Origin of the sequence: Sphingomonas anseongensis (assembly GCF_023516495.1) — a bacterium.
In the GTDB taxonomy this organism is placed as follows: domain Bacteria; phylum Pseudomonadota; class Alphaproteobacteria; order Sphingomonadales; family Sphingomonadaceae; genus Sphingomicrobium; species Sphingomicrobium anseongensis.
Genome location: NZ_JAMGBC010000001.1, coordinates 1938852 through 1961920, shown reverse-complemented (window position 1 = coordinate 1961920; position 23069 = coordinate 1938852). Strand labels below are relative to the sequence as shown.

General features: G+C 65.6%; 29 protein-coding genes. 19 read left to right on the top strand and 10 right to left on the bottom strand.

Features of this window, described 5'->3' with window-relative positions; genetic code table 11:
* Positions 1 to 210 precede the first annotated feature (210 nt).
* On the top strand, positions 211 to 732 hold the full coding sequence (locus tag LZ519_RS10145) for a hypothetical protein (RefSeq protein ID WP_249868552.1): 522 nt from the start codon (positions 211 to 213) through the stop codon (positions 730 to 732).
* A 3-nt stretch (positions 733 to 735) separates the two neighbouring features.
* Here the strand turns inward: LZ519_RS10145 and LZ519_RS10140 are convergent, their stop codons facing one another.
* Entirely contained in the window at positions 736 to 945 is a 210-nt protein-coding gene (locus LZ519_RS10140; protein WP_249868551.1) for a DUF2093 domain-containing protein, read from the bottom strand.
* A 3-nt stretch (positions 946 to 948) separates the two neighbouring features.
* Positions 949 to 2352 (bottom strand): exodeoxyribonuclease VII large subunit, encoded by a 1404-nt coding sequence (gene xseA, locus LZ519_RS10135; protein WP_431358114.1) that lies wholly within the window; start codon positions 2350 to 2352, stop codon positions 949 to 951.
* Here xseA and purD point away from each other — a divergent pair.
* Genes purD through LZ519_RS10120 form a run of 3 tightly spaced genes read left to right on the top strand, consistent with a single transcriptional unit; the run spans position 2347 to position 4593 of the window.
* Entirely contained in the window at positions 2347 to 3603 is a 1257-nt protein-coding gene (gene purD / locus LZ519_RS10130) for a phosphoribosylamine--glycine ligase (protein WP_249868549.1), read from the top strand. The two genes, xseA and purD, sit on opposite strands and share 6 nt — an antisense overlap.
* Positions 3600 to 4091, top strand: a complete 492-nt coding sequence (locus LZ519_RS10125) for a hypothetical protein (protein WP_249868548.1) — start codon at positions 3600 to 3602, stop codon at positions 4089 to 4091. Before purD ends, LZ519_RS10125 begins: the two co-directional genes overlap by 4 nt.
* A 4-nt stretch (positions 4092 to 4095) precedes the next feature.
* Positions 4096 to 4593: a hypothetical protein gene (locus tag LZ519_RS10120; RefSeq protein ID WP_249868547.1), complete on the top strand. Its 498-nt coding sequence runs from the start codon at positions 4096 to 4098 to the stop codon at positions 4591 to 4593.
* A 12-nt stretch (positions 4594 to 4605) separates the two neighbouring features.
* Here LZ519_RS10120 and LZ519_RS10115 read toward each other — a convergent pair whose 3' ends face one another.
* From LZ519_RS10115 to LZ519_RS10105, 3 genes are read right to left on the bottom strand one after another with little or no spacing between them, the layout of a single operon-like run.
* Positions 4606 to 5940, bottom strand: coding sequence for a hemolysin family protein (locus tag LZ519_RS10115; protein WP_249868920.1), 1335 nt, complete (start codon positions 5938 to 5940; stop codon positions 4606 to 4608).
* Between the two features lie 52 nt (positions 5941 to 5992).
* Positions 5993 to 6454, bottom strand: a complete 462-nt coding sequence (locus LZ519_RS10110; protein ID WP_249868546.1) for a nucleoside deaminase — start codon at positions 6452 to 6454, stop codon at positions 5993 to 5995.
* A 48-nt stretch (positions 6455 to 6502) separates the two neighbouring features.
* Positions 6503 to 6790: a hypothetical protein gene (locus LZ519_RS10105; RefSeq protein WP_249868545.1), complete on the bottom strand. Its 288-nt coding sequence runs from the start codon at positions 6788 to 6790 to the stop codon at positions 6503 to 6505.
* A 157-nt stretch (positions 6791 to 6947) separates the two neighbouring features.
* On the opposite strand from LZ519_RS10105, the gene rpmB reads away from it, so the two are divergent.
* On the top strand, positions 6948 to 7244 hold the full coding sequence (rpmB, locus tag LZ519_RS10100) for a 50S ribosomal protein L28 (RefSeq protein ID WP_249868544.1): 297 nt from the start codon (positions 6948 to 6950) through the stop codon (positions 7242 to 7244).
* Positions 7245 to 7473: 229 nt separating this feature from the next.
* Here the strand turns inward: rpmB and cobT are convergent, their stop codons facing one another.
* The 3 genes from cobT to LZ519_RS10085 are packed head-to-tail and all read right to left on the bottom strand — an operon-like array spanning position 7474 to position 11020.
* On the bottom strand, positions 7474 to 9282 hold the full coding sequence (gene cobT / locus LZ519_RS10095) for a cobaltochelatase subunit CobT (protein WP_249868543.1): 1809 nt from the start codon (positions 9280 to 9282) through the stop codon (positions 7474 to 7476).
* Positions 9282 to 10289 (bottom strand): cobaltochelatase subunit CobS, encoded by a 1008-nt coding sequence (cobS, locus tag LZ519_RS10090; protein ID WP_249868542.1) that lies wholly within the window; start codon positions 10287 to 10289, stop codon positions 9282 to 9284. The genes cobT and cobS overlap by 1 nt, the downstream gene beginning before the upstream one ends.
* Before the next feature lie 56 nt (positions 10290 to 10345).
* Complete coding sequence (locus tag LZ519_RS10085) at positions 10346 to 11020, bottom strand: winged helix-turn-helix transcriptional regulator (protein WP_283937317.1); 675 nt, start codon at positions 11018 to 11020, stop codon at positions 10346 to 10348.
* 67 nt (positions 11021 to 11087) lie between these two features.
* Between LZ519_RS10085 and LZ519_RS10080 the strand changes: the two genes are divergently transcribed.
* From LZ519_RS10080 to LZ519_RS10040, 8 genes are read left to right on the top strand one after another with little or no spacing between them, the layout of a single operon-like run.
* Positions 11088 to 11528 carry a VOC family protein gene (locus LZ519_RS10080; RefSeq protein WP_249868540.1) on the top strand — a complete coding sequence of 147 codons (441 nt, stop codon included), beginning with the start codon at positions 11088 to 11090 and terminating at the stop codon, positions 11526 to 11528.
* Position 11529: 1 nt separating this feature from the next.
* Entirely contained in the window at positions 11530 to 12204 is a 675-nt protein-coding gene (locus tag LZ519_RS10075) for a glutathione S-transferase family protein (RefSeq protein ID WP_249868539.1), read from the top strand.
* Positions 12201 to 12959 carry a DUF1428 domain-containing protein gene (locus LZ519_RS11685; protein ID WP_348539394.1) on the top strand — a complete coding sequence of 253 codons (759 nt, stop codon included), beginning with the start codon at positions 12201 to 12203 and terminating at the stop codon, positions 12957 to 12959. Before LZ519_RS10075 ends, LZ519_RS11685 begins: the two co-directional genes overlap by 4 nt.
* Before the next feature lie 34 nt (positions 12960 to 12993).
* Complete coding sequence (locus LZ519_RS10060; RefSeq protein ID WP_249868538.1) at positions 12994 to 13827, top strand: VOC family protein; 834 nt, start codon at positions 12994 to 12996, stop codon at positions 13825 to 13827.
* Positions 13828 to 13835: 8 nt separating this feature from the next.
* Positions 13836 to 14330 (top strand): VOC family protein, encoded by a 495-nt coding sequence (locus tag LZ519_RS10055; RefSeq protein ID WP_249868537.1) that lies wholly within the window; start codon positions 13836 to 13838, stop codon positions 14328 to 14330.
* Positions 14327 to 14797: an SRPBCC domain-containing protein gene (locus LZ519_RS10050; RefSeq protein WP_249868536.1), complete on the top strand. Its 471-nt coding sequence runs from the start codon at positions 14327 to 14329 to the stop codon at positions 14795 to 14797. Before LZ519_RS10055 ends, LZ519_RS10050 begins: the two co-directional genes overlap by 4 nt.
* On the top strand, positions 14790 to 15452 hold the full coding sequence (locus LZ519_RS10045; RefSeq protein ID WP_249868535.1) for a dihydrofolate reductase family protein: 663 nt from the start codon (positions 14790 to 14792) through the stop codon (positions 15450 to 15452). The genes LZ519_RS10050 and LZ519_RS10045 overlap by 8 nt, the downstream gene beginning before the upstream one ends.
* The gene (locus tag LZ519_RS10040; RefSeq protein WP_249868534.1) at positions 15449 to 16129 is read left to right on the top strand and encodes a glutathione S-transferase family protein; all 681 of its coding nucleotides are present in this window, start codon (positions 15449 to 15451) and stop codon (positions 16127 to 16129) included. The genes LZ519_RS10045 and LZ519_RS10040 overlap by 4 nt, the downstream gene beginning before the upstream one ends.
* Here the strand turns inward: LZ519_RS10040 and LZ519_RS10035 are convergent, their stop codons facing one another.
* Together LZ519_RS10035 and LZ519_RS10030 are read right to left on the bottom strand one after the other, a co-directional pair.
* A complete protein-coding gene (locus LZ519_RS10035) occupies positions 16130 to 16693 on the bottom strand; it encodes a J domain-containing protein (RefSeq protein ID WP_249868533.1) in 564 nt (187 codons plus the stop codon).
* Positions 16690 to 17208, bottom strand: a complete 519-nt coding sequence (locus tag LZ519_RS10030; RefSeq protein ID WP_249868532.1) for a hypothetical protein — start codon at positions 17206 to 17208, stop codon at positions 16690 to 16692. The genes LZ519_RS10035 and LZ519_RS10030 overlap by 4 nt, the downstream gene beginning before the upstream one ends.
* Before the next feature lie 38 nt (positions 17209 to 17246).
* Here LZ519_RS10030 and LZ519_RS10025 point away from each other — a divergent pair, with 38 nt between their 5' ends.
* The 6 genes from LZ519_RS10025 to LZ519_RS10000 all read left to right on the top strand — a co-directional run bounded on the left by LZ519_RS10025 (position 17247) and on the right by LZ519_RS10000 (position 23058).
* Positions 17247 to 17528, top strand: coding sequence for a BolA family protein (locus LZ519_RS10025; RefSeq protein ID WP_249868531.1), 282 nt, complete (start codon positions 17247 to 17249; stop codon positions 17526 to 17528).
* The gene (locus tag LZ519_RS10020; RefSeq protein ID WP_249868530.1) at positions 17525 to 18421 is read left to right on the top strand and encodes a pirin family protein; all 897 of its coding nucleotides are present in this window, start codon (positions 17525 to 17527) and stop codon (positions 18419 to 18421) included. The genes LZ519_RS10025 and LZ519_RS10020 overlap by 4 nt, the downstream gene beginning before the upstream one ends.
* Positions 18418 to 19332, top strand: a complete 915-nt coding sequence (locus LZ519_RS10015; RefSeq protein ID WP_249868529.1) for an alpha/beta fold hydrolase — start codon at positions 18418 to 18420, stop codon at positions 19330 to 19332. Before LZ519_RS10020 ends, LZ519_RS10015 begins: the two co-directional genes overlap by 4 nt.
* Positions 19329 to 19781, top strand: coding sequence for a transcription antitermination factor NusB (gene nusB / locus LZ519_RS10010; protein ID WP_249868528.1), 453 nt, complete (start codon positions 19329 to 19331; stop codon positions 19779 to 19781). Before LZ519_RS10015 ends, nusB begins: the two co-directional genes overlap by 4 nt.
* A 14-nt stretch (positions 19782 to 19795) precedes the next feature.
* Complete coding sequence (gene thiL, locus LZ519_RS10005) at positions 19796 to 20776, top strand: thiamine-phosphate kinase (RefSeq protein WP_348539393.1); 981 nt, start codon at positions 19796 to 19798, stop codon at positions 20774 to 20776.
* A gap of 155 nt (positions 20777 to 20931) precedes the next feature.
* Positions 20932 to 23058 (top strand): sodium-translocating pyrophosphatase, encoded by a 2127-nt coding sequence (locus LZ519_RS10000; protein ID WP_249868527.1) that lies wholly within the window; start codon positions 20932 to 20934, stop codon positions 23056 to 23058.
* Positions 23059 to 23069 lie beyond the last annotated feature (11 nt).

The following is a 23069-nucleotide window of genomic DNA, read 5'->3' as shown; positions in this document are numbered from 1 at the left end:
GTCGCGCTAACGGCACGACCGACATGGTGCGGCAATGCGAAATTGCCGAACTGCACTGTCTGATAAGAGAAGCTGCAAGGCGCTGGCAACGGCTGGCGGGTGCTTCCAATGCAGTTGTCAATGCGCTGTATCAAATTTGCAACAGCGCCAGTCTTGCCGATTTCGGCACCTGCGGCCTAGTGTTGCGCCCGGGAAGCAGCGAGGGATTTCATGCGCAATTTCACGATCATGGCCGGCGTCTGCGCGCTGGCCGTTGCAGGAACCGTCCAGGCCGCCAAGCCCGTCCAGCTCGGCACCCCGGCGCAGGTGAAACGGCTGATGGACTGCCGGGCGATCGCGGCAGCTGACCAGCGACTCGCCTGCTTCGACCGCGAAGCGACGGCGATGGACGCCGCGATCGCGAGCAGGAACCTTGTGTTCGTCGACAAGGAGAAGGCTCGGGCCGCGGGCCGTTCCCTGTTCGGATTTTCGATCCCCAATTTCGGCGGGCTGTTCGGCGGCGGCGAAGACGAGATCACTCAGATCGAAAGCACCGTGAAGAGCACCGGGCACAATGCCGACGGCGGATGGGTCATCACGCTGGCCGACGGGTCCGTATGGAGCCAGACCGACGACTGGCCGGGCCTCGATCCCAGGCCGGGTAAGAAGGTGATCGTAAAGCGCGCCGCGCTTGGATCGTTCCGACTGTCTATCCCGGGCGAGAACGGGATCAAGGTCAAACGGATCGGCTGAGGTTCAGGCTTTCCCGGCGCTCTGCTCGGCCTTCAGGCTGGCCTCGGCGTCGACATAGGGCTCCTGCCGCTCGACGCTCCAATATTTGAGCTCGTGAAGCGGAATCCGCTGTCCGGTCACCGCGCAGACGACATGGTCGCCGCTTGCGAGGATCCTGAAGGTTCCGGCCATATAATGGATGCGAGCGGGCGTCCCGCCGCCGGTCATCAGCATCTTTCACTCCTGCTCGTCGAAGAACCCGGGCTGCCGAGACACATAGGGAGAGCGGCGCTTGCGCTCAACGGGCGCCGGCGCTGCTTCGCCGACGGCCGCATCGACCGCGCCATCGCCAAAGTTCAGGGTGAGCAGCCTGGCGGCGATAGCGTCGGCAGCGCTCGCCAAAGTCTTGCCGGCGCGATCGGTGACCCGGACGAAGCCGCGCGACAACGGCCGGTCGGGATGAACGAGTCCCGCCATCTTCCACAGCGAGGCGAGCTTTTCCGCCGACCGGCTGACACGGTCCAGGAGGAGCTCCGGCCGGAGCCTCGGCGCCACAGCGTTCAAGTCCGCGCGCGCCTCGCCCGCGCGCGAGGCAAGCGCTCGCGGAAGCCGGTCGCCGACCTCGTCGAGCCGCTGGGCGGCAGGCGCGAACAGCGCCTGAGGCTCGGGCCATCGGCAGACGGTCAGCTCGAGCCGCTCGCGCGAACGGTCCGCCATCTTCGACAGGCAGTTCTGGCTTCTCCGGCCGAGCTCGCCGACCAGGACGAAAAGCTCAGCCCTCACCGGCACCGCGATCTCGGCGGCCGCAGTTGGTGTCGGCGCCCGCCGGTCGGATGCGTGGTCGATCAGGGTCGTGTCCGTCTCGTGGCCGACCGCGGAGATCAAGGGGATCGGGGATTCAGCCGCGGCGCGGACCACCTCCTCCTCGTTGAACGCCCAGAGATCCTCGATCGAGCCTCCGCCGCGAGCGACGATCAGGAGGTCGGGGCGGGGAAGCGCTCCGTTCCCGTCGATCTCGCCGAAGCCGCGAATGGCGGCGGAGATCTTGGCGGAAGAACCTTCGCCCTGGACCGGCACCGGCCACAGGAGAACATGCGTCGGGCAGCGGTCTTCCAGCCGGTGGAGAATGTCGCGGATGACTGCTCCGGTGGGGGAGGTGACGACGCCGATTACCTTGGGAAGGAACGGGAGCTTGCGCTTGCGGCTTTCGTCGAACAGGCCTTCCGCAGCGAGCGCTTTGCGCCGCCGCTCGAGGAGCGCCATCAGCGCCCCTTCGCCGGCAAGCTCCAGCCGGTCGATGACCAGCTGGTATTTCGATCGGCCGGCATAGGTGGTCATCTTACCGGTCGCGATCACTTCGGCGCCGTCTTCGGGCTGGAAGGCGAGTCCGTTCGCATTGCCCCGCCAGATGACCGCGTCGATGCAGGCCGCATCATCCTTCATCGAGAAATAGCAATGGCCGGAGCTGTGGCGCTTGAAGCCGGAGATCTCGCCGCGCACCCGGACATGGCCGAATTCGCCCTCGATCACCCGCTTCAGTGAGCCGGCGAGCTCGCCGACCGTCAGCGCCGGCGAATTGTCGCCGGGCGGCACGTTCGCTAACAGGCCGGAGCGCGTGTCTTCGGGAAGGTCCACTTGAATATTCTTCTGCTTGGTTCGGGCGGGCGCGAAGATGCGCTTGCGTGGCGGCTGAGGCAATCGCCGAGCTGCGAAGAACTGGTCGCGGCGCCGGGAAATCCGGGAATTGCGCGCTGGGCACAATGCGTGGCGATCGATCCCTGCGATGCCGGCGCAGTGGTCGGCCTGGCGAGCGAGCGGGGAATCGACCTGGTGGTCATCGGCCCCGAAGCTCCGCTGGTGGCCGGTGTCGGGGATGCGCTGCGGGAGGCCGGCTTTGCGGTGTTCGGCCCCAATGCCGACGCGGCCCGGCTGGAAGGGTCGAAGGGTTTCACCAAGGACCTGTGCGAGGCGAACAACATACCGACTGCACGGTACGTCCGCACCGAACGGGGTGACGAGGCGCTGGCGGCACTGGCCAACTTCGGCGTGCCCGTCGTCATCAAGGCGGACGGACTCGCCGCAGGCAAAGGCGTCACCGTTGCCACCAGCCGCGAGGAGGCGGAGCAGGCGATCCGCGAGATCGGCGATTCTCCGCTGGTGATCGAGGAGTTCCTGGAGGGCGAGGAAGCCAGCCTGTTCGCGCTGGTCGACGGCGAGACTGCGGTATCTTTCGCCTCAGCGCAGGACCACAAGCGCGTCGGCGAGGGCGACACCGGCCCGAACACCGGCGGAATGGGCGCCTATACCCCTGCCCCTGTCCTCACCGCCGAGCTCGAGCGCCGGGCGATGGACGAGATCGTTCGGCCGACCGCGCGGGCGCTTGCGGCGGCGGGAACCCCGTTCTCCGGCGTTCTTTATGCCGGGCTGATGCTGACCGCCGACGGCCCCAAGCTGATCGAATATAACGTCCGCTTCGGCGACCCCGAATGCGAGGCGATCATGCCGCGCGTCGACGGCGACTTCGCGAAGCTCCTGAATGCTGTTGCGACCGGCCGGCTCGGCGAGGTCCAGCCGCGGCTCAAGGACGATTACGCGGTGACCGTGATCGTCGCCGCGCGTGGCTATCCCGGCACCCCGGCAAGCGGCGGCCTTATTCGCGAGATCGAAGCCGCAGAGCAGGTCGAGGGGGTCACCGTGTTCCATGCGGGCACGGCACAGGGAGAAAGCGGGCTCGTAGCCAAGGGCGGGCGAGTGCTCGCTGTCACAGCGACCGCGCACAGTTTCGCGAGCGCGCGCGCCCGCGCCTATCGGGCCGTCGACCAGATCGACTTCGCCGACGGATTCCACCGGCGCGACATCGGCTGGCGCGAGCTGGAAAGGGAGAAGGCATGAACCCGCTGTGGGACTATTTCTGGCCGGTCTTCGGGTTCGCGGTGCTGGTCGGCCTGCTCGGCGGGCTGATGGGGTTCAGGCGGCGCCGCGGGTGGATATTCGCTGCTGCGGCCTTGCTGGCGCTCGCCGGAGCGGGCCTGTGGCACGGTCCGCTGGGAGCGGCCGACCGTTTCGCGAATGTCGTTGAGACCTCTGCCAAGCGGACGCTCACCGACTGGGAAATGACGCAGGTGCAAGGACGGCTTCATCACGGTCCCCTGACCCGCCACCTGATGCTGACCGGCCCGGCCGACGATTTCCAGCGCAGCCAGCTGGTGATCATTCTCAACCAGCTTCCGGGAGTGAGCCGCGCCACCTGGTCGAACTCGGCCGGCATCCCGTTGATCGCCGAAGCGGCGATTGCCGCAACCCTGGGGTTCCTTATCGGGCTGCTCCTGGCTTATCTGGCCGAGCTGCGCCGTCGCTACAACGCTGAGTGGAAATGGTGATCGAATGGAATTTGTCCGCGAATATTGGCTTCTGATCCTCATTGCCGCTGCGATCCTCCTGGTCGCGGCCTTCCTTCTGTTTCGGCCAAGACAGAGGGTTCAGCTTTCGCAGGATTCCGCCCCGATTCGCCCGCACATGCAGGCTCCGCAAAAAGGGCACGAAAGCCACGGCTTCGCGTCCGAGGCGGCCGCCGCAGTCGGAGACGTGGGCGGCCAGATCATCGGCGGCGAAGCGTCCCACGACCTCCACGCGAGCTCCGGCCCGCCGGACGACCTTACTCGCCTGAAGGGTGTCGGTCCGAAGTTCGCTGCAATGCTCAACGACCAAGGGATCAGCCGCTTCGAACAGCTCGCACGATTGAGCGAAGCCGACATCGAACGCATCGACCAGAATCTCGGTGCGTTCAGGGGACGGATCGAGCGCGACCAAATCCTGCTCCAGGCAGATTACCTGCAGCGGGGCGACATCGACGGTTTCGAGCAGAGGTTCGGCAAGCTTTAGATATTTCCGGCGTCAGGCGTCTTTCTCGGGCGCCTTCTTTCGCTTCGCCCTGGCAGCGATCAGCTTGTCGATCTTCCGGCCGTCCATATCGACGATCTCGAACGACCAGCCGTCGTGGGCGAACCGCTCGCCGGTCTCCGGCAGGTGCTTGAGCTGCTCGAGCGCAAAGCCGGCGACAGTGGAAAAGTCGCGGTCACTTGGAAGCTTGATCCCGAGCCGGTCTGCAAGAATGTCGGCGCTCGCCGCACCGGACAACAGGAAGCTTCCGTCATCGCGCTCGACGATGTCCGGCTCATCGCCGTCCTCGAAATCGTGATGGAAAGCACCGGCGAGCGCCGCGAGAATGCTTCCGGGCGTGACGATCCCGTCGAAATGGCCATATTCGTCGTGGACCAAAGCGAGCGGCACCGCCGCCGAACGGAGCACGGCGAGCGCGTCCATCGCGTCCATCAGGTCCGGGATGATTGGCGCCGTTCGCGCCATCTTGCGGAGGTCGAGGTCCTCGCCGTCGAGCAAGGCTTCGAGAAGGTCGCGGCTCTGGACGACGCCGACGATATTCTCGACCGATCCGTCCGCGACCGGAATGCGGCTGTGAGGCGTCCGCTTGAGCGCCGCGCGAAGCGCTTTGCCCTTGGCGGAGATGTCGATCCAGTCGACCTCGGTTCGCGGAGTCATCACCTCGCGCACCGGGCGGTCGGCGAGGCGGACGACACCGGAAATGATCGCCCGTTCGCTCTCCTCCAGCACGCCGGCAGTCTGCGCCTCTGCGACCACCAGGTGCAGCTCCTCGGCGGTGACGGCCTTGTCCGATTCGCGGTTGAGGCCGAGCATGCGGAAGATCAGGGCACTGGTCCGGTCGAGCAGCCAGACGAAGGGCGCCGCCGCTTTCGAAAGCCACAGCATCGGCCGGGCCATGACCGCTGCGATCGGCTCGGGCGAGCGCAGTGCGAGCTGCTTGGGTACCAGTTCGCCGATCACAAGCGAGACATAGGTCACGCCGACGATGACGATCCCAAAGCCGACGCTCTGGGCGGTGTCCGGTTCGAGGCCGAGCAGCTGAAGGCGCTCGCCAACCGGCCGTCCCAGCGCGGTCCCTGAAAATGCGCCGGAGACGACCGCGATCAGCGTGATTCCCGTTTGCACCGTGGACAGGAACTTGCCCGGGTTGCCGGCAAGATCGAGCGCGCACTGGGCGCCCGCGCTCCCGCTTCTGGCCATCGCCTTCAGCCGCGCCTCGCGCGACGAGACCACAGCGAGCTCGCTCAACGCAAGCAGACCATTAAGCGCGATGAGCGCCAGAATGATGAGGACGTCGATCCAGGGGAACGGGAGAAGATGGTCGCTCATGGCGGCGGCGCAGGTCTTGCCCGTAAACTCGGTCCGCAGCAAGCGGGGGCTCTCAACCCCGGCCGCGCCGCTCCCCGAAAAAGCGTCTTAGAAGCTCCGCAGATTCCTCCTCGCCGATGCCGCCCAGGACGTCTGGCCTATGGTGGCAGGTCGGCTGCGCGAAGATCCGCGCGCCGTGAACAACGCCCCCGCCCTTGGGATCTTCCGCCGCGTATCGGACCGCGTCGAGCCGGGCGATCGAGGCAGCCGCCGCGCACATCGCGCACGGTTCCAACGTCACCCACAAAGTGCAGCCGTCCAGGCGGGACGTGCCTAGCGCTTCGGCGGCGGCGCGGATCGCAACCATCTCGGCATGCGCGGTCGGGTCGAGCAGGCCGCGCATCGAATTTTTCGCTTCGGCGACGATTCGCTCGCCTTGCGTGATCACCGCTCCGACCGGCACTTCCCCGTCGGCCGCAGCCTCGGAAGCAAGGCCGAGGGCCCGGCGCATCGGCGAAGGCAAGGGAAAAGCCATGCGCAGCGCGCTAGCCGACGCGAGGTGGGCTGTCATTCTCCGGCGCGGCTAGGCCCCGTTGGTCGTGGCGTTCGCTGTCTCCTGATTGCCCCCGTCAGGCGGATTGACCTCGAGGCTCGGCACCGCGACCTTCTTCTGCTTGGTGCCGACCGAGACCGACCCGGTTTCGACGTCGAACGCAGGCGTCTGGCCGCCGCGGGCGCTGACGCTCTTCCCGTCGGTGCTGAGCTGGGGCGCCCTCGCCTCACGGGTCTGGCTGATGTTCAGAAAGCCTGTGGCCACTGCAATCAGAAGCGCAATCACCGCCAGGATGAGAATGAATATAATCGCACGCATTGGTAATTCCCTGCCGCTTGTGTCGACCAGACGACGAGCAATGAACGCCGAAGTTCGTCGCGAGGTTGCACCCGCACATTGACGAGGATGGAGGGAGAGGCTAACGGACGCGCGCATTTTGGCCCTTTGGGGCCGAGACAAAATCAGGATTAGCCACATGTCGCGCGTATGCGAGCTGACCGGCAAGGGCCGGCAGGTGGGAAACAACGTTTCCCACGCCAATAACAAGACCAAGCGGGTGTTCCTGCCCAATTTGCAGGACGTCACGCTCATTTCCGACGCCCTCGAGCGCAGCGTGAAGCTGCGGGTCTCGACCCATGGCCTTCGCTCGGTCGAGCATGTCGGCGGCCTCGACAACTGGCTGGTCAAGACAAGCGACGAAAAGCTGTCGACCAAGGCTCGCAAGCTCAAGCGCGAGATCGCCAAAAAGCAAGGCGAAGCGGCCGCCGCCTGAGGCGCTGCCACGGCTTTCCCAACCGTCTGAAACCATGAATGCGGGCTGCACCTGACGTTCAGCCGCGATATCCCGCGACTCGTGCATAAGTTACTCACGTAGCGGGGTTTCCCCCTTTCTCCCCGCTGCACATGGTGCGGCAGCGATGCCGTTAGATTGCCCTCCGGTAGAGTATCGGGGGCGGGCCCGGCCGCGAGAGATCGCGCCGGGCCTAACCTTCTGGCCACACTCAATGCATGTCGAACAGCTGGGCGAGCTGCTCGATCATCGCACCCCCTAGCTGCTCGGCGTCCATGATAGTGACGGCGCGCTCGTAATAACGCGTCACGTCATGGCCGATCCCGATCGCGACAAGTTCCACCGGCGAGCGCTGCTCGATCCAAGCGATTACCTGTCGGAGGTGTCGCTCCAGATATGTCCCGCCGTTGGCCGAGGCGGTCGAATCGTCGACCGGCGCGCCGTCGGAGATCACCATCAGGATCCGCCGCTCCTCGGTCCGGGCGATCAGCCTCTGGTGCGCCCAGAGAAGCGCTTCCCCGTCGATATTTTCCTTGAGCAGCCCTTCGCGCATCATCAGGCCAAGGCTGCGCTTCGAATGGCGATACGGCTCGTCCGCGCGCTTGTAGACGATGTGGCGAAGGTCGTTGAGGCGCCCCGGATGCGCCGGACGACCGGCAGCTAGCCAGGCCTCGCGGCTCTGGCCGCCCTTCCACGCCCGCGTCGTGAAGCCGAGGATTTCACTCGCGACTCCGCAACGCTCCAGCGTCCGAGCGAGAATGTCGGCGCAGATGGCGGCGATGGCGATGGGCCGCCCTCGCATCGAGCCACTATTGTCGATCAGAAGCGAGACGATCGTGTCCTTGAACTCGGTCTCGCGCTCCACCTTGTAGCTCAGCGAATGGCCGGGATTGACGATCACCCGGGCGAGCCGGGCCGCGTCGAGCATTCCTTCTTCCTGGTCGAAGTCCCAGCTTCGCGCCTGCTGCGCCATCAACCTTCGCTGGAGGCGGTTGGCGAGCTTGGTGACGATTCCCGAAAGGCCGCCGATCTGCTGGTCGAGATAGAGCCGCAGTCGGTTGAGCTCCGCCTCGTCGCAAAGCTCCCCGGCTTCGATCATCTCGTCGAACTGGGTGGTGAACGGCTTGTAGTCGCTGGGCGGGGCCAGCTCCCAGTTGCGGCGCGCCTGGCCGGGCTGGCCGCTGTCGGTGGTCTCGTCGCCTTCGGAAAGCTGGTCGTCGTCGGGATCATTGTCCTCGGCAGCCTGCTCCTCGTCGGCGCTGTCATCCGACTGCTCGGCGCGCATTTCGCTATCGCCGCTCTGGGGAGTCGATTCGCCTTCGTCTTCGCCTTCGTCCCCGGCCGCCTCGTCGCCCTCTTCCTCACCCGTGTCCTCAAGCGGATCCTCGCCCTCCTCGGCGGCGCTTGCGAGATCGAGGTCCTCGAGCAGTTGCCGCGACAGCCGGGCGAAGGCCGCCTGGTCGTCGAGCGTGAGCGCCAGCGAATCGAGCTCGGCTGCGCCCTTTTCCTCGACCCATGGCTCGACCAGCTTGAGGCCCGCCTGAGCCGCTTTCGGAGCCGCCTCCCCGCTTAGCCGCTGGCGGGCAATCAGTCCGATTGCGGTTGCCAATGGCACTTCTTCAGCGCTTCGAGCGCGTGTGATTGCGTCGCCGCGCACCCGCGCGTCGGCAAGCTGGGCGAGGTTGGCGCGCACTCCTGCCATTGCCCGCGCGCCAAGGGCTTCGATCCGCGCGGTCTCGAGCGCATCGAACACGGCCCGGGCCTCGGGATCAGCGGGAGCGAGAGAATTGTGAAGCCGGACGTCGTGGTGACGAAGCCGGAGCGCCGCAGAATCGGCTGCACCGCGAGCTTCCGCGACCAACTTGGGCTCGAGGCCCGGCCCCGGGGAAGGCACCCGCGCCGCTCTCGGCGCCGGGGACGCGGTCTCCGACGCGAACACCACGTCGATTTCCGGATCGCGAGCGATCGCCCGGGCCGCGCCGGCGAGGGCGCGACGAAACAGGTCGATCCGCTCAGCCATTAGGCTGCTGTCCCGACCACGCTTTCCGGAAGGTCCTGACCGAAGACGCGCTGATAATATTCGGCGACGATCGAGCGTTCGGACTCGTCGCACTTATTGAGGAACGAGACCCTGAAGGCGAAGCCGACGTCGCCGAAGATCAAAGCGTTCTGCGCCCAGCTGATCACCGTCCGCGGGCTCATCACGGTCGATATGTCGCCGTTGATGAAGCCCTGCCGCGACAGGTCGGCGACCTTGATCATCTTCTCGACCGTGCCCTTGCCGTCGGGATTGTCATATTCGCCCGACTTGGCGAGCACGATCTGAGCCTCGACCGCGGCGGGCAGGTAATTGAGGGTGCTGACGATGTTCCAGCGGTCCATCTGCCCCTGATTGATCGCCTGGGTGCCGTGATAGAGGCCGGTGGTGTCGCCGAGGCCGACGGTGTTGGTCGTCGCGAACAGCCGGAACCATGGGTTCGGGCGGATCACCCGGTTCTGGTCGAGAAGCGTCAGCTTGCCTTCCGATTCCAGCACTCGCTGGATCACGAACATCACGTCCGGCCGCCCCGCATCATATTCGTCGAACACGAGCGCGACCGGGTGCTGCAAAGCCCAGGGAAGAAGGCCTTCGCGGAACTCCGTCACCTGCTGGCCGTCGCGAAGGACGATCGCGTCGCGGCCGACTAGGTCAATGCGGCTGATGTGGGCGTCCAGGTTGATCCGGATCATCGGCCAGTTGAGCCGCGCGGCCACCTGCTCGATGTGGGTCGACTTGCCGGTGCCGTGATAGCCCTGGACCATCACCCGGCGGTTGCGGGCGAACCCGGCGCAGACCGCAAGCGTCGTGTTCGGGTCGAAAACGTAAGCCGGGTCGAGGTCGGGCACTCGCTCGTCGGCCTCGCTGAAGGCCGGAACCTCCATGTCGGAATCGACGCCGAACGCATCACGCACCTTCACCATCCGGTCGGGCGCGGCCATCACGGTTTCGCTTCGGCTTTCGGGGTTCACGTTGGCAATATCGTTCATCGGTTCGGGCCTTAAGCGAGAGGCAATCGTGCCTCAAGACAGTGCGTCGATGGGATTCAGGCGACTTTCGGCGGCAAGGGGAACAGCGTCACGAAACGCTTGGCAAGCGCGAGGTCTCCGTCGATCCGTATAACATCGATCGGGGCCCCGCCATAGACCACGCCGGCCAGTTGGGCAGGCTCCGCAGTGACCGTAAAGTCACACTGCTCCGGCTCGCCCCGGCGAACGTCGATGCGGCCTTTGCGCACATCCGCGCAGTAAGTCACGTCGCCGAGCCGGAAGCGGGCCGTTGCCACGAAGTCGCCGGCTAGCTCCGGCTCGAACATCGTCTGCAGCGACATCATCACCGACACATGGCTGATCGGAAGGCTGGGGTCGTGAAGCGGGCTCCTGGCCGCCCATTTGCCGAGCACGCCGAGGACGGGCGCCGCCTCAAGCCCCCATTCGGTCGCTTCGTACACCTGCACGGAAGCGGGCGGTGGAAGCCTGGCGCGCCTGACCAGCCCGCGGTCCTCGAGCTCAGCGAGCCGCTGCGCGAGAACATTGGCGCTGATCCCAGGAAGATCGCGCTTCAGCCCTGAAAAGCGCCGCGGGCCGAACATCAGCTCGCGCATCACCAGCATGGCCCAGCGTTCGCCGATCAGCTCGAGCGCATGAGCAAGCCCGCAGGCATCGCCATATCCGCGTTTTCCCTCTTTTTGTCGCGGTTTAGTTGTTTTTTCTAACTGCATGGTTGCAATTTATAACTCAGAGAGTCAAAAAGCAAGCGAATCGAGTCGCAATCGAGGGGAAACGGCGATGTCACGAATGATCTTCATCAACCTGCCGGTGACGGACCTAGACCGCTCGGTTCGCTTCTATGAGGCGATTGGTGCCCGCAAGGAGCCGAAGTTCAGCAATGAGCAGGCGGCAATGATGGTGTTTTCCGATACAATCTCGGTGATGCTCCTTCGCCACGAATTCTATTCGGGCTTCACGAGCAAGCCGATCGCCGATGCCCACGCGTCGAGCGCCGCTCTGCTCGCCATTTCCTGCGACAGCCCGGCGGCGGTCGATGAGATGGTCGAAGCCGCGACGTCGGCGGGCGGCAAGGCCGATCCAGGCCCGAAGAATGACATGCCCGAGATGATGTATGGGCGGAGCTTCGAGGATCCCGACGGCCATCATTGGGAGCCGGTCTGGATGGACGCCAACTTCGCCGAAAAAGGCGCGCACCCCGCCGAGGCGGCGGAGGCCTGACATGGCGATCGATCCCAACGCCGACATCGAAGTGACCGCCTTCCGCTGGGTGCCCGAGGGCGCTCAAGGACTGGTGAAGGATCTTCGAGTCCGCTGGGCGCTCGGTGAAGCGGGCCTCGACTACCGGGTGCTGATCGGCCTCGAGCGGCCCGAAGGCTATCGCGAAGACCAGCCGTTCGAACAGGTCCCCTGCCTGAAGGACGGCACCGTGCGGATCTTCGAAAGCGGCGCGATCCTCCAATATATCGGCGAGAAGAGCGAGGCGCTGTTGCCGCGCGACCCGCGGGAACGGCTCCGCGCCATTCAGTGGACCTATGCGGCGGTCAGCAGCGTCGAACCGTTCGTTCAGTTCAGGGCGCTGCTCAACAATTTCTGGGCGGACCAGGAGTGGGCAGAGCCGAGCAAGCCCGCCTTCGATCACCTTTCCAGCCTTCGGCTCGGGCAACTCTCCGACCGCCTCGGCGACAAGACATGGCTAGAGGGCGAGCGCTTCACGATCGGCGACCTGATGATGGTGACCGTCCTTCGGCTCGCCGAGCGCGCCAGGCTGCTCGAGCCCTACCCCAACCTTCGCGACTATGTCGCCCGCGGCCAGGCGCGGCCCGCCTTCAAGCGCGCCCTCGAAGAGCAGCTCGCGACATTTCGCGAGAACGAACCCCAAGGAGAAGCAGCATGACCTATTTCGAAGGATTCGTAGCGCCCGTCCCCGAAGCCAACAGGGACGCCTACGTGAAGTCGGCAAGCGACTTTGCGCCAATCATGCGTGAGTTCGGGGTCAGGCGGCACGTCGAAGCCTGGGACAGCGACGTTCCCGAGGGCAAGGTCACCGACTTCCGCAAGGCGGTCGATGCCAAGCCGGACGAGAAGGTCGTCTTCGCCTGGTTCGAATATCCGGACAGGACGAGCCGCGATTCGACCAACGAGAAGATGATGAACGACCCGCGCATGCAGGACATGGGCGAGAGCATGCCCTTCGACGCCAAGCGAATGATCGTGGGCGGCTTCGACGCGATCGTCGAGGAAGGCTCGGCCGGGGGCAGCTATGCCGACGGCTTCGTTGTTCCGGTTCCCGAAGGTAAGCGCGACGCCTACCGCGAGCTTGCCTCGAAGATGGCAAAGACCTTCCGCAAGAACGGCGCCACGCGCGTCGTCGAGGCGATCGCCGACGACGTGAACCACGGCAAGGTCACCGACTTCTATCGCGCGGTGAAGGCCGAGGACGGCGAAACCGTCGTCTTCTCGTTCATCGAATGGCCCGACAAGGGGACGCGCGACGAGGCGTGGAAGACCATCATGGCCGACGAGAGCCTGAAGCCGGAAGGTGAAATGCCGTTCGCCGGACAGCGCATGTTCTGGGGCGGGTTCGAGAAGGTCCTCGACACGGCCGAGTCGCAGCCCGCGCAGCAGGCTCCGACTCCCGCCAACGCCTGATCCGGATCGAACCCGGCGAAAGGAGGTCGACGACATGAGCGACGCCCGCACCGAAGCGGCTCCCGCAACTGCGGACAGCCGGCAAGACCCGCACGGCGATTTCATCTGGTACGAGCTGATGACCTCCGACGCCGGGGCGGCGGGCCGGTTCTACTCGGCGGTCGTTCCTGGATGGACGTTCGGCGAGCGGATGCCCGGCGAGGTCGACTATCGCGGCATCGAACGCAGCGATGGAGGCAATGCCGGGGGAGTGCTCCAGATCGACGATTCGATGCGCTCCCACGGCGCGCGGCCGACCTGGCTCGGCTATCTATTCGTCGACGACGTCGATGGCAGCGTCGCCGGGATCGAGCGCGGCGGAGGCAAGGCGTTGATGCCGCCGTTCGATGTTCCCGGCGTCGGCCGGATCGCGATGGTCGCGGATCCGCAGGGTGCGGCTTTCTACGTGATGAAGCCGATCCCACCCGGCGGCGATCCCGACGCCAGGAGCGACGTCTTTTCCCCGACCGAAGTCGAAAGGGTTGGCTGGAACGAGCTCTCGACCAGCGATCCCGAAGCCGCCCGAGGGTTCTACGGCGAGCGTTTCGGCTGGGTCAGCGACGACTTCATGGATATGGGCGCGATGGGGAAATACCGCTTCTGGGATCATGGTGGAGTCCGCATCGGCGCGGTCTGCGGAGTGATGCCGGGCCAGCAGCCCAAGTGGCGCTATTATTTCCGAGTTCCCTCGATCGCGGTGGCGAAAGCAGCCGCGGAATCGGGCGGCGGCACGATCGCCATGGGCCCGCACCAGGTGCCGACGGGCGACTGGATCCTCATCGGGACGGATCCCCAGGGCGCCGAATTCGCGCTCGTCGGCGGCGAATGAGGAGAGCAATGATGGCTGACAACAGACTGACCACCTGCCTGTGGTTCGACAAAGGCGAGGCGCGCAAGGCGGCCGAATTCTACGCTTCCGTTTTCCCCGACAGCCATGTCGGCCATCGCAACCCTGCCCCCACCGACTATCCCGGCGGCGAGGAGGGCGAAGAGCTGACCGTCGAGTTCACCGTCCTCGGCCGCCCCTTCTATGGATTGAACGGCGGCCCCAATTTCAAGCCGAACGAGGCCGTCAGCTTCATGGTCTTCACTGCCGACCAGGAAGAGACCGACCGCTATTGGAACGCCATCACCCAGAATGGCGGCCAGGAAAGCGCCTGCGGCTGGTGCAAGGATCGCTGGGGCTATTCCTGGCAGATCACTCCGCAGCGGCTGATGGACCTGATGAGCGAGGGCGGCGAGCGCGCTAAGCGCGCCTTCACCGCGATGATGGACATGACCAAGATCGACATTGCTGCTCTCGACCGTGCGGTCGAAGGAGTGGAAGCATGAGCTACGATCTCTCGGTCGAACGGCGGATCGACGCGCCTCCGTCGCGAGTGTGGCAGGTGATGACCGACCGCATCACAGAATGGTGGTGCCCGAAGCCGTGGTCGACCACGATCGACAAGCTGGAATGGAAAGCCGGAGGCGCTTTCCACCTCATCATGCGCGGCCCCAACGGCGAAGCCGATTGCCAGGGCGAGGAGAGCGTCGGCGGAGTCCTCCTGGAGTATGAGCCCGAGCGGCGCTTCGCCTTCACCGACGCCTTCACGCCAGGGTGGAAGCCGCACGAGCCGTTCATGGTGGGCATCTTCGAGATCGAGCCCGACGGCGACGGCACTTTGTACCGGGCAACCGCCCGCCACTGGACGGCCGAGGCGATGGAAAAGCACCGCGAGATGGGCTTCGAGCAAGGCTGGAACGCCGTTGCCGAGCAGCTGGCCGGGCTTGCGGAAGGCGTTCCGGCGCATGCGTAAGCTTACCGGCGCGGTGTTCCAGTCGCTCGACGGGGTCATGCAGGCTCCGGGCGGACCCGAGGAGGATCCCACCAGCAGCTTCCGGTTCGGGGGCTGGGTACAGCCGCTCTGGGGCGAGGACATGGGCCCATTCGAGGGCGTCATCATGGGCGACTACGACCTGCTTCTGGGCAAGCGGACGTACGACATCTTTGCCGGCTACTGGCCCTACAACCAGGACAATCCGGTCGGCGAGAAATTCCAGGGCATCAACAAATATGTGCTAACCCATTCCGACGAGCCGCTGGAGTGGCAGAACAGCCATCGTCTGGCAGGCGAGACCTCCGAGGCGGTCGCTGAGCTGAAGCGAAGCGAGGGCCGCGACCTGCTCATCCAGGGAAGCAGCACGCTTTATCCCGGCCTGCTTTCGGCCAGGCTGATCGACCGGCTGATGCTGATGACCTTCCCCGTCGTCCTGGGCGAAGGCAAAAGCATCTTCGACGGCTCGCTGGAAGCGGGCACGCTGAAGCTGGTCGATCACTTCGTCTCGAACACAGGCGTGGTCATCGCGACTTACGAACCGGCGGGCGATGTCCAGACGGGCAGCTTCGAAACCAAGCCGCCGAGCGAACAGGAACTCGAGCGAAGAGAAAAGATGCGCGAGGGACGCTGGTGAGCCTTCAACTCTACGGCCATCCGTTTTCCTCTTATACCTGGAAGGCGCTTATCGCGCTTTACGCCAACGGCACTGCGTTCGAGTTTCGCGAGATCGACCAGTCGGTGCCGAAGTACGAAAGCTTCACCGGCAAGGCGCACCCTTCGGGCCAATTCCCGGTGCTGACCGACGGCGACGCCGTCGTCGTCGAAACGAGCAGCATCATCGAGCATCTCGCGGTCCACCATCCAGGGCCCGCACCGCTCATTCCCGCCGATCCGGCCGAAGCCGTCGTCACGCGCATGCTCGACCGCGTCTTCGATCATTACGTGATGGGCAACATGCAACGGGTCATCGCGGCCCACTTCGTCAACAGGGACGACCCGGCCGCCGGCGGGTTGCGCGACGAGCCCCTTGAGACGGAGATCGCGGCGGGTAAGGCGCTGCTGCGGCGCGCCTATGTCTGGCTCGAGCGGTGGCTCGGCGCCAATACGCTGCCGCCGCACGTCTCGCTGGTCACCTGCGCGGCGGCGCCGTCGCTATTCTATGCGGACTGGGTCGAGCCCATTCCCGGCGATTGCCCGCGTCTCGCAGCGCTGCGCGCCGAGCTGCTGGCGCTGCCCGAAGTGGCCCGCTGCGTCGATGATGCCCGGCCCTACCGCGCCTACTTTCCGTATGGCGCTCCGGACCGCGACTGATCAGTCGGCGAACGCCCTGGCGGCCTTCAGCGTCTGCCAGGCGTCGATCACCTGCCCGAGCTTCTTTTCGTGGCTTCGGTCGCCGCCGTTGCGGTCCGGGTGGAATCGGCGGACGAGCTGCGAATAGCGTTTGCGGACCGAATGGAGGTCGGCATCGTCGGCGAGCCCGAGCGTTCCGAGCGCCCGTTTCTCGTTGGGTGTGAACCTCTGCGGAGGACCGCGGTCGGCGCGCCGGAAGCTTGCGGCGATCGCGTCGAGCGGGTCGGAGAAGTCGCTCCACGCCGGCATCGGGTCGGCGGCGTGCGCGAAGCGGCGGCTCGGCCGCTGCCATCCGGCAAGCGGCCCCTGCGCCTCACTGATCTCGTCCGGGCTCATCCCTTCGAAATAGTTATATTTCGAATTGTGCTGCCGGACGTGATCCAGGCACAGCATCCGCCACTCGCCCGGACCGTCGAAGTTCGCCGGCTGGATCGGCGCCTTATACTCGCCCACGCCGGTGCAGCCGGGAACGTCGCAGCGCCCCGTTGCACCTTCGATCTTGCCGTGCATTCGTGCCGTGTTCATGCCGCAGTCCGCTGCGCGTCCCAATCGAGCTCGCAACTTCCTCCGACGGACAGCGCCTCCCACTGCCTGCGGAACTCTGCGATCCGATCCCTTACGGACTGGATTGCAGCATCGGTGATCGGGAAGTTGGGAACCAGTGACTGCTCGCAGCCGGCCCGAACCATGTCGCGGAAGGACTCAGGGTCGCCGGTGCCGCCCCACAAATCCGCCTCGAAACATTCAACGATTCGCTCCGCCTGGATGACGGGCACGAAATAGGCATCGGGGATCGATGGCCGTCCCGCGCTCGCATGGCCGGCCGCCTTGGCTAGATCCTGCACCTCTTCCGGATGCTTGCCAGCCTCCACCAGCCCCCAGAAAGCGCTGTCGATGCCGAGACCCGATTCGACGAAGAAGTGAACCGCGTCGTGGGGTATCGGGCCTTTGTGCGGAAAGCTCGTACTGACGACGGACCCATCTGGCCGCCGTGCCTCGATGCGATCCGCTGACGCTCCTTTGGTGATCGATATCTTCACGTGGTTCCTCGCACGGCGAACGTCATTATATAGGTCGTATGGACGCGCTCGCCACCGGACCGGTTGCACAGGAAATGCTGCGCCGCCTCGATTCCCTCAGCCCGACAAAAGTGGAGCTGATAGACGACAGCGAAAAGCACCGGGGCCACGGCGGCTACAACCCGGCCGGCGAGAGCCACTTCACGTTGATCATCGAAAGCGCCGCATTCCAAGGCAAGTCGCGGGTCGAGCGGCAACGGATGGTTCACGCGGCGCTTGGCGACCTCGTGGGAGAGCGCGTGCATGCACTATCGATCCGCGCGAAGGCACCGGGGGAATGAGCGACTCGATCCTGCAGACGCTCGCGCCGGTCACTCACGACCTCGGCGGGTTCAAGGTTCACCGGACCCTGCCGCACAAGCAGCGGACGATGGTCGGCCCGTTCATCTTCTTCGACCAGATGGGGCCCGCCAAGCTTTCCCCGGGCCAGGGCATCGACGTCCGCCCCCACCCCCACATCAACCTTGCGACGGTGACCTATTTGTTCGCCGGATCGATCATGCACCGCGACAGCATCGGCTCGCGCCAGCGGATCGAGCCCGGGGCGGTGAACCTGATGACCGCCGGCCACGGGATTTCGCACAGCGAGCGCTCTCCGCCGGACGAACGCGCGGACGGGGCCCACCTGAACGGAATCCAGACCTGGATCGCCCTGCCCAAGGCGAAGGAAGAGGTTGAGCCCGCTTTCGAGCACACCCCCGCCGGCGACCTGCCCCTGATCGACGTCGACGGGGTCGAGGTCCGGCTGATCATGGGCGACGGCTGGGGCTCGACATCGCCGGTCATCTGCCATTCGCCCACGATCTATTCCGCGATAGTGATGCCGCCGGGCTCGAAGCTCGAGATCGAGCATGAAGCCGACGAGCGCGCGCTCTACCTTCTGGACGGCGACCTCAGCGTCGATGGCGCGGCACTCGAAGTCCAGCACCTGGTGATCCTGGCGCCCGGGCACCGCCCGATGCTCAAGACGACCGAAGGCGCACGTCTGATGCTGTGCGGGGGAGCCCCGATGGACGGCGAGCGGCACGTCTGGTGGAACTTCGTCTCGTCGAGCCGCGAGAGGATCAACGAGGCGAAGCGCGCGTGGAGGGCGGGGGAATTCGACCTTCCGCCCGACGACCATGACGAGTTCATCCCGCTTCCGGAAATTCCGATGACGGTCAGCTATCCGTGACCGAATTCCGGAGGGTGAAACTCTCCACCGGAGTTACGCTCAACGTCGCTTTGGATGGCCCCGCGGACGCATCGCCGGTCATCCTCCTCCACGGCTTTCCCGAATCGCACCGCACCTGGCGGGCGATCGCGCCGCTTCTGAACGGCCGCTTCCGGCTGGTGATACCCGACCAGCGTGGCTTTGCCGGCTCGGACCGACCGCAGGAGGTCGAGGCTTACAAGACGGACAAACTGGTCGCGGACCTGTTCGCGCTCGCCGACGCCCTGTCGACCAGCGATTTCGCGCTCGTAGGCCATGATTGGGGCGGGGCGGTCGCCTGGGCCGCTGCGATGCGGGGCGAGCCGAGGCTGACCCGCCTCGCGATCATCAATTCGCCACACCCGCGCATCTTCCAGAAGAGCCTGATCGAGGATTCGGACCAGCGATCCGCATCGCAATATATCAGTGCGTTCCGGGCTCCGGGATTCGAAAAGCTGGTCGAGGCGCAAGGGTTCGACTGGTTCTTCGACAAGACCTTTTCCGGCCATGTGGACCTGGCGCTGATCCCGGAGTCAGAAAAGCGACAGTACATCGCCGACTGGTCGCAGCCGGGGGCGCTCACCGCGATGCTCAACTGGTATCGCGCATCGCCGCTGGTCGTCCCTCCGCCCGGAATCACTGTGCCGCTGCCCGACATGCTGCTTCGGCTCTCCAGGAAAATCCGCATACCGACCCTCGTCGTGTGGGGAATGAAGGACCCGGCGCTTCTGCCCGTCCAGCTCGACGGACTCGAAGAGCTGGTCGACGACCTTCAGGTGGCGCGGCTTCCCGACGCCGGCCACTTCGCCCCCTGGGAGGCGCCGGACGACGTGGCGGCAGCGCTTGCCCCCTTCCTTGCCGGCCAAGGCGTGGCTACAGCCGCGCCGCAATGACCACCGCCGCCCGATCCCGATCCCGCTCAGCCGCCCGCCTCGCCGCGGTGCAAGCGCTGTACCAGCAGGAGATGGAGGGAACTCCGGTCGCCCGGCTGCTCAAGGAATTCCATGATCATCGGCTGGGGGCGAAGATCGAGGACGACCACTACATCGACGCGGAGCGCGACTTCTTCGACGACATCGTCAGCGGCGCCGACGCCCGCCGCGCCGAGATCGACGAAGCGATCAGCGGCAACCTCGCAACCGGATGGACGCTCGATCGCCTGGACCGCCCGATGCGCGCGATTCTGCGCGCCGGAACCTACGAGCTGATCGCGCGCCCGGACGTGCCCGTCGGCTCGGTCATCTCCGAATATGTCGACGTCGCCCACGCCTTCTACGACAAGCGCGAGAGCGGCTTCGCCAACGGCCTTCTCGATTCCATCGCCAAGCAGGTCCGCCCGTAGCGAAGGTTGCGCGAGTGGCGCGTCTTCCTCATCACGGGCAAATGCACGAAACCGAGGTCATCGAACGCCTTCGGGGGCTCGCGACTCATCCCGGGGCAAGGGACCTTCGCGACGACGCCGCGGTGCTCGACAATCTGGTCATCACCCACGACAGCGTCGCCGAGGGAGTCCATTTCCTGACGACAGACCCACCCGCGAGCATCGGCTGGAAGCTGGTCGCCGTGAACTTGTCGGACCTCGCCGCCAAAGGCGCCCGGCCGGTCGGCGCGTTGCTGTCGCTGACCCTGTCGGAGAACGATTGGGACCGGGCGATCATCGACGGGATCGAGGCGGCCTGTGAAAGCTACTCGTTGCCGCTTCTGGGTGGAGACACGATTGCGCTCCCGCCCGGAGCGCCGCGAGTCTACGGCCTTACCGCGATCGGTCGCGCCGGCGAGCAGGTCCCGAGCCGCTCCGGCGGCAGTTCGGGGGACAAGCTGTGGATCGCCGGGACTCTCGGTGATTCGGCAGCGGGACTCGCGCTTCTGGCCGAGAGCGAGCGCTCGACCGGGGCTCTCGTCGATATCTACCGCCGCCCCATTCCGTTGCTCGAGATGGGCATTTCGCTCGCGGGCCATGCAACCGCGATGATGGACGTATCGGATGGCCTGCTGATCGACCTGTCGCGGCTGTGCGACGCCAGCGGGTGCGGAGCTGAGGTCGACTTCGATTCGCTTCCGCTGTCGAGGGCGTTCATCGCAGAGCGCGGACAGGATCGCTCCGCCCGCCTGTTTGCTGCGACTGGCGGCGACGATTATGCTTTGCTCGCCGCGCTCCCGGCGGATTTGGACGTAGTAAGCCTTTCTTTACCTCAAGCGCCGACCCTTACCTGCGTCGGGCGGCTCGTCGCCGGAAGCGGTTTGAAGCTCCACGACCGCGACGGCGACGTGCCCCTACCGGAGAGCCTCGGCTATGAGCATCGCGCTTCGATTTCGCCAGTGGATGATCGGCTTTAGCGGCCTTGCCTGCGGCATGGCCGCAGCCCTCCTGCTGCGCTAAGCGCTTAACTCTCGCGGTTGCCAGCCGCGCAATCGAAACATAAAGGGGCGCGAATCCGCCGGCTGCCACCCGCACGCTGGCCGTCACTCTTTGCCGCTCAACGGGGAAGCAAATGAACATCACTCTGATCGCCATTGTCTGTGGCGTTATCGCCGTATTGTACGGCATCATCACCAGCCGGCAGGTCCTTGCCTCCTCCCCCGGCAACAAGCGCATGATCGAAGTTTCGGAAGCGATCCAGGAAGGCGCAGCCGCCTACCTTCGCCGCCAGTACACGACCATCGCCATCGTCGGCGTCGTCGTCGCAGCGCTGATCTTCTACTTTCTCGGCGGCCTGTCGGCGATCGCCTTTCTGATCGGCTCCATCCTGTCGGGCGCCGCCGGCTTCATCGGAATGAACATCTCGGTGCGAGCCAACGTGCGCACCGCCGAAGCGGCCCGCACCAGCCTTCAGAAGGGCCTCACCGTCGCCTTCCGCGCCGGAGCCATCACCGGAATGCTCGTTGCCGGCCTGGCGCTGCTCGCGATCGCGGTGCTGTTCTGGTACCTCACCGGCCCCGGCGGCTACGCCCCGAACGACCGCGCGGTCGTCACTGCCCTGACCGCACTCGCTCTCGGAGCCTCGCTGGTTTCCATCTTCGCCCGTCTCGGCGGCGGCATCTTCACGAAGGCCGCTGACGTCGGCGCCGACCTGGTCGGCAAGGTCGAGGCCGGAATTCCAGAGGACGATCCCCGGAACCCGGCAGTCATCGCCGACAACGTTGGCGACAATGTCGGCGACTGCGCCGGAATGGCCGCCGACCTGTTCGAGACCTATGTCGTCACCGTCGGAATCACCATGGTTTCGGTCGCTCTCGCAATTGGTGCCGGAGCGCTCCTCGTCCCGCTGATGACTCTCCCGCTCCTGATCGGCGGCGTCTGCATCATCACCTCCATCATCGGCACCTACATGGTCCGCCTCGGCGCCAAGGGCTCGATCATGGGCGCTCTGTACAAGGGCTTCTGGACCGCGACCCTGCTCGCCATCCCGGCGATCTACGGAGCGGCCTGGTACGCGCTCGGCGGCGACCTCCAGCAGACGGTCACCACAACGACGGGCACCAGCTTCCCGGCGATCCACCTCGTCTGGGCAAGCTTCGTCGGCCTCGCGGTGACCGCGCTCATCGTCTGGATCACTGAATATTACACGGGCACCAACTATCGCCCGGTCCAGTCCATCGCCCGCGCCTCGCAGACCGGCCACGGCACTAACATCATCCAGGGCCTCGCGATCAGCCTCGAATCGACGGCCCTGCCGACGATCGTGATCGTCATCGGCCTCATCGCCAGCTTCCAGCTCGCCGGCTTCCTGGGGGTCGCTTACGCAGCTTCGGCGATGCTTGCTCTGGCGGGCATGGTCGTTGCGCTCGACGCTTACGGCCCAGTCACCGACAATGCCGGGGGTATCGCCGAAATGTCGGGCCTCGAGGACGAGGTGCGCCACCGCACCGACGCCCTCGACGCGGTCGGCAACACCACCAAGGCGGTCACCAAGGGCTACGCCATCGGCTCGGCCGGCCTTGCGGCGCTCGTGCTATTCGGCGCCTACACCGCCGACCTTCGGGAGTTCGGAAGCGAGATCGGAGTCACTACCGACCTCGACAAGCTGTTCACCTTGTCGAACCCGTACATCATCGTCGGCCTGCTCCTCGGAGCCCTGCTGCCCTATCTGTTCGGGGCGATGGGAATGACCGCGGTCGGCCGCGCCGGGGGTGCAGTTGTCGAGGAAGTCCGCCAGCAGTTCCGCGACAATCCGGGGATCATGGATGGCTCGGTTCGCCCGAACTATGCGCGCACCGTCGACCTCGTCACCAAGGCTGCGATCCGGGAGATGATCATCCCGTCGCTTCTTCCGGTGCTCGCTCCGATCGTCGTCTACTTCGTGATCGGCTGGGTCGGCGGCAAGGAGAACGGCCTCGCGGCAGTCGGCGCACTGCTCCTGGGCGTCATCGTCTCCGGCCTGTTCGTCGCAATCTCGATGACCAGCGGCGGCGGCGCGTGGGACAATGCCAAGAAGTACATCGAGGACGGCAATTACGGCGGCAAGGGCTCCGAAGCCCACAAGGCCGCGGTAACCGGCGACACCGTCGGTGACCCGTACAAGGACACCGCCGGTCCGGCCGTGAACCCGATGATCAAGATCACCAACATCGTCGCTTTGCTGCTCCTCGCAGCGCTCGCCAGCCACGCCGGCGTCTGACGCGACGGACC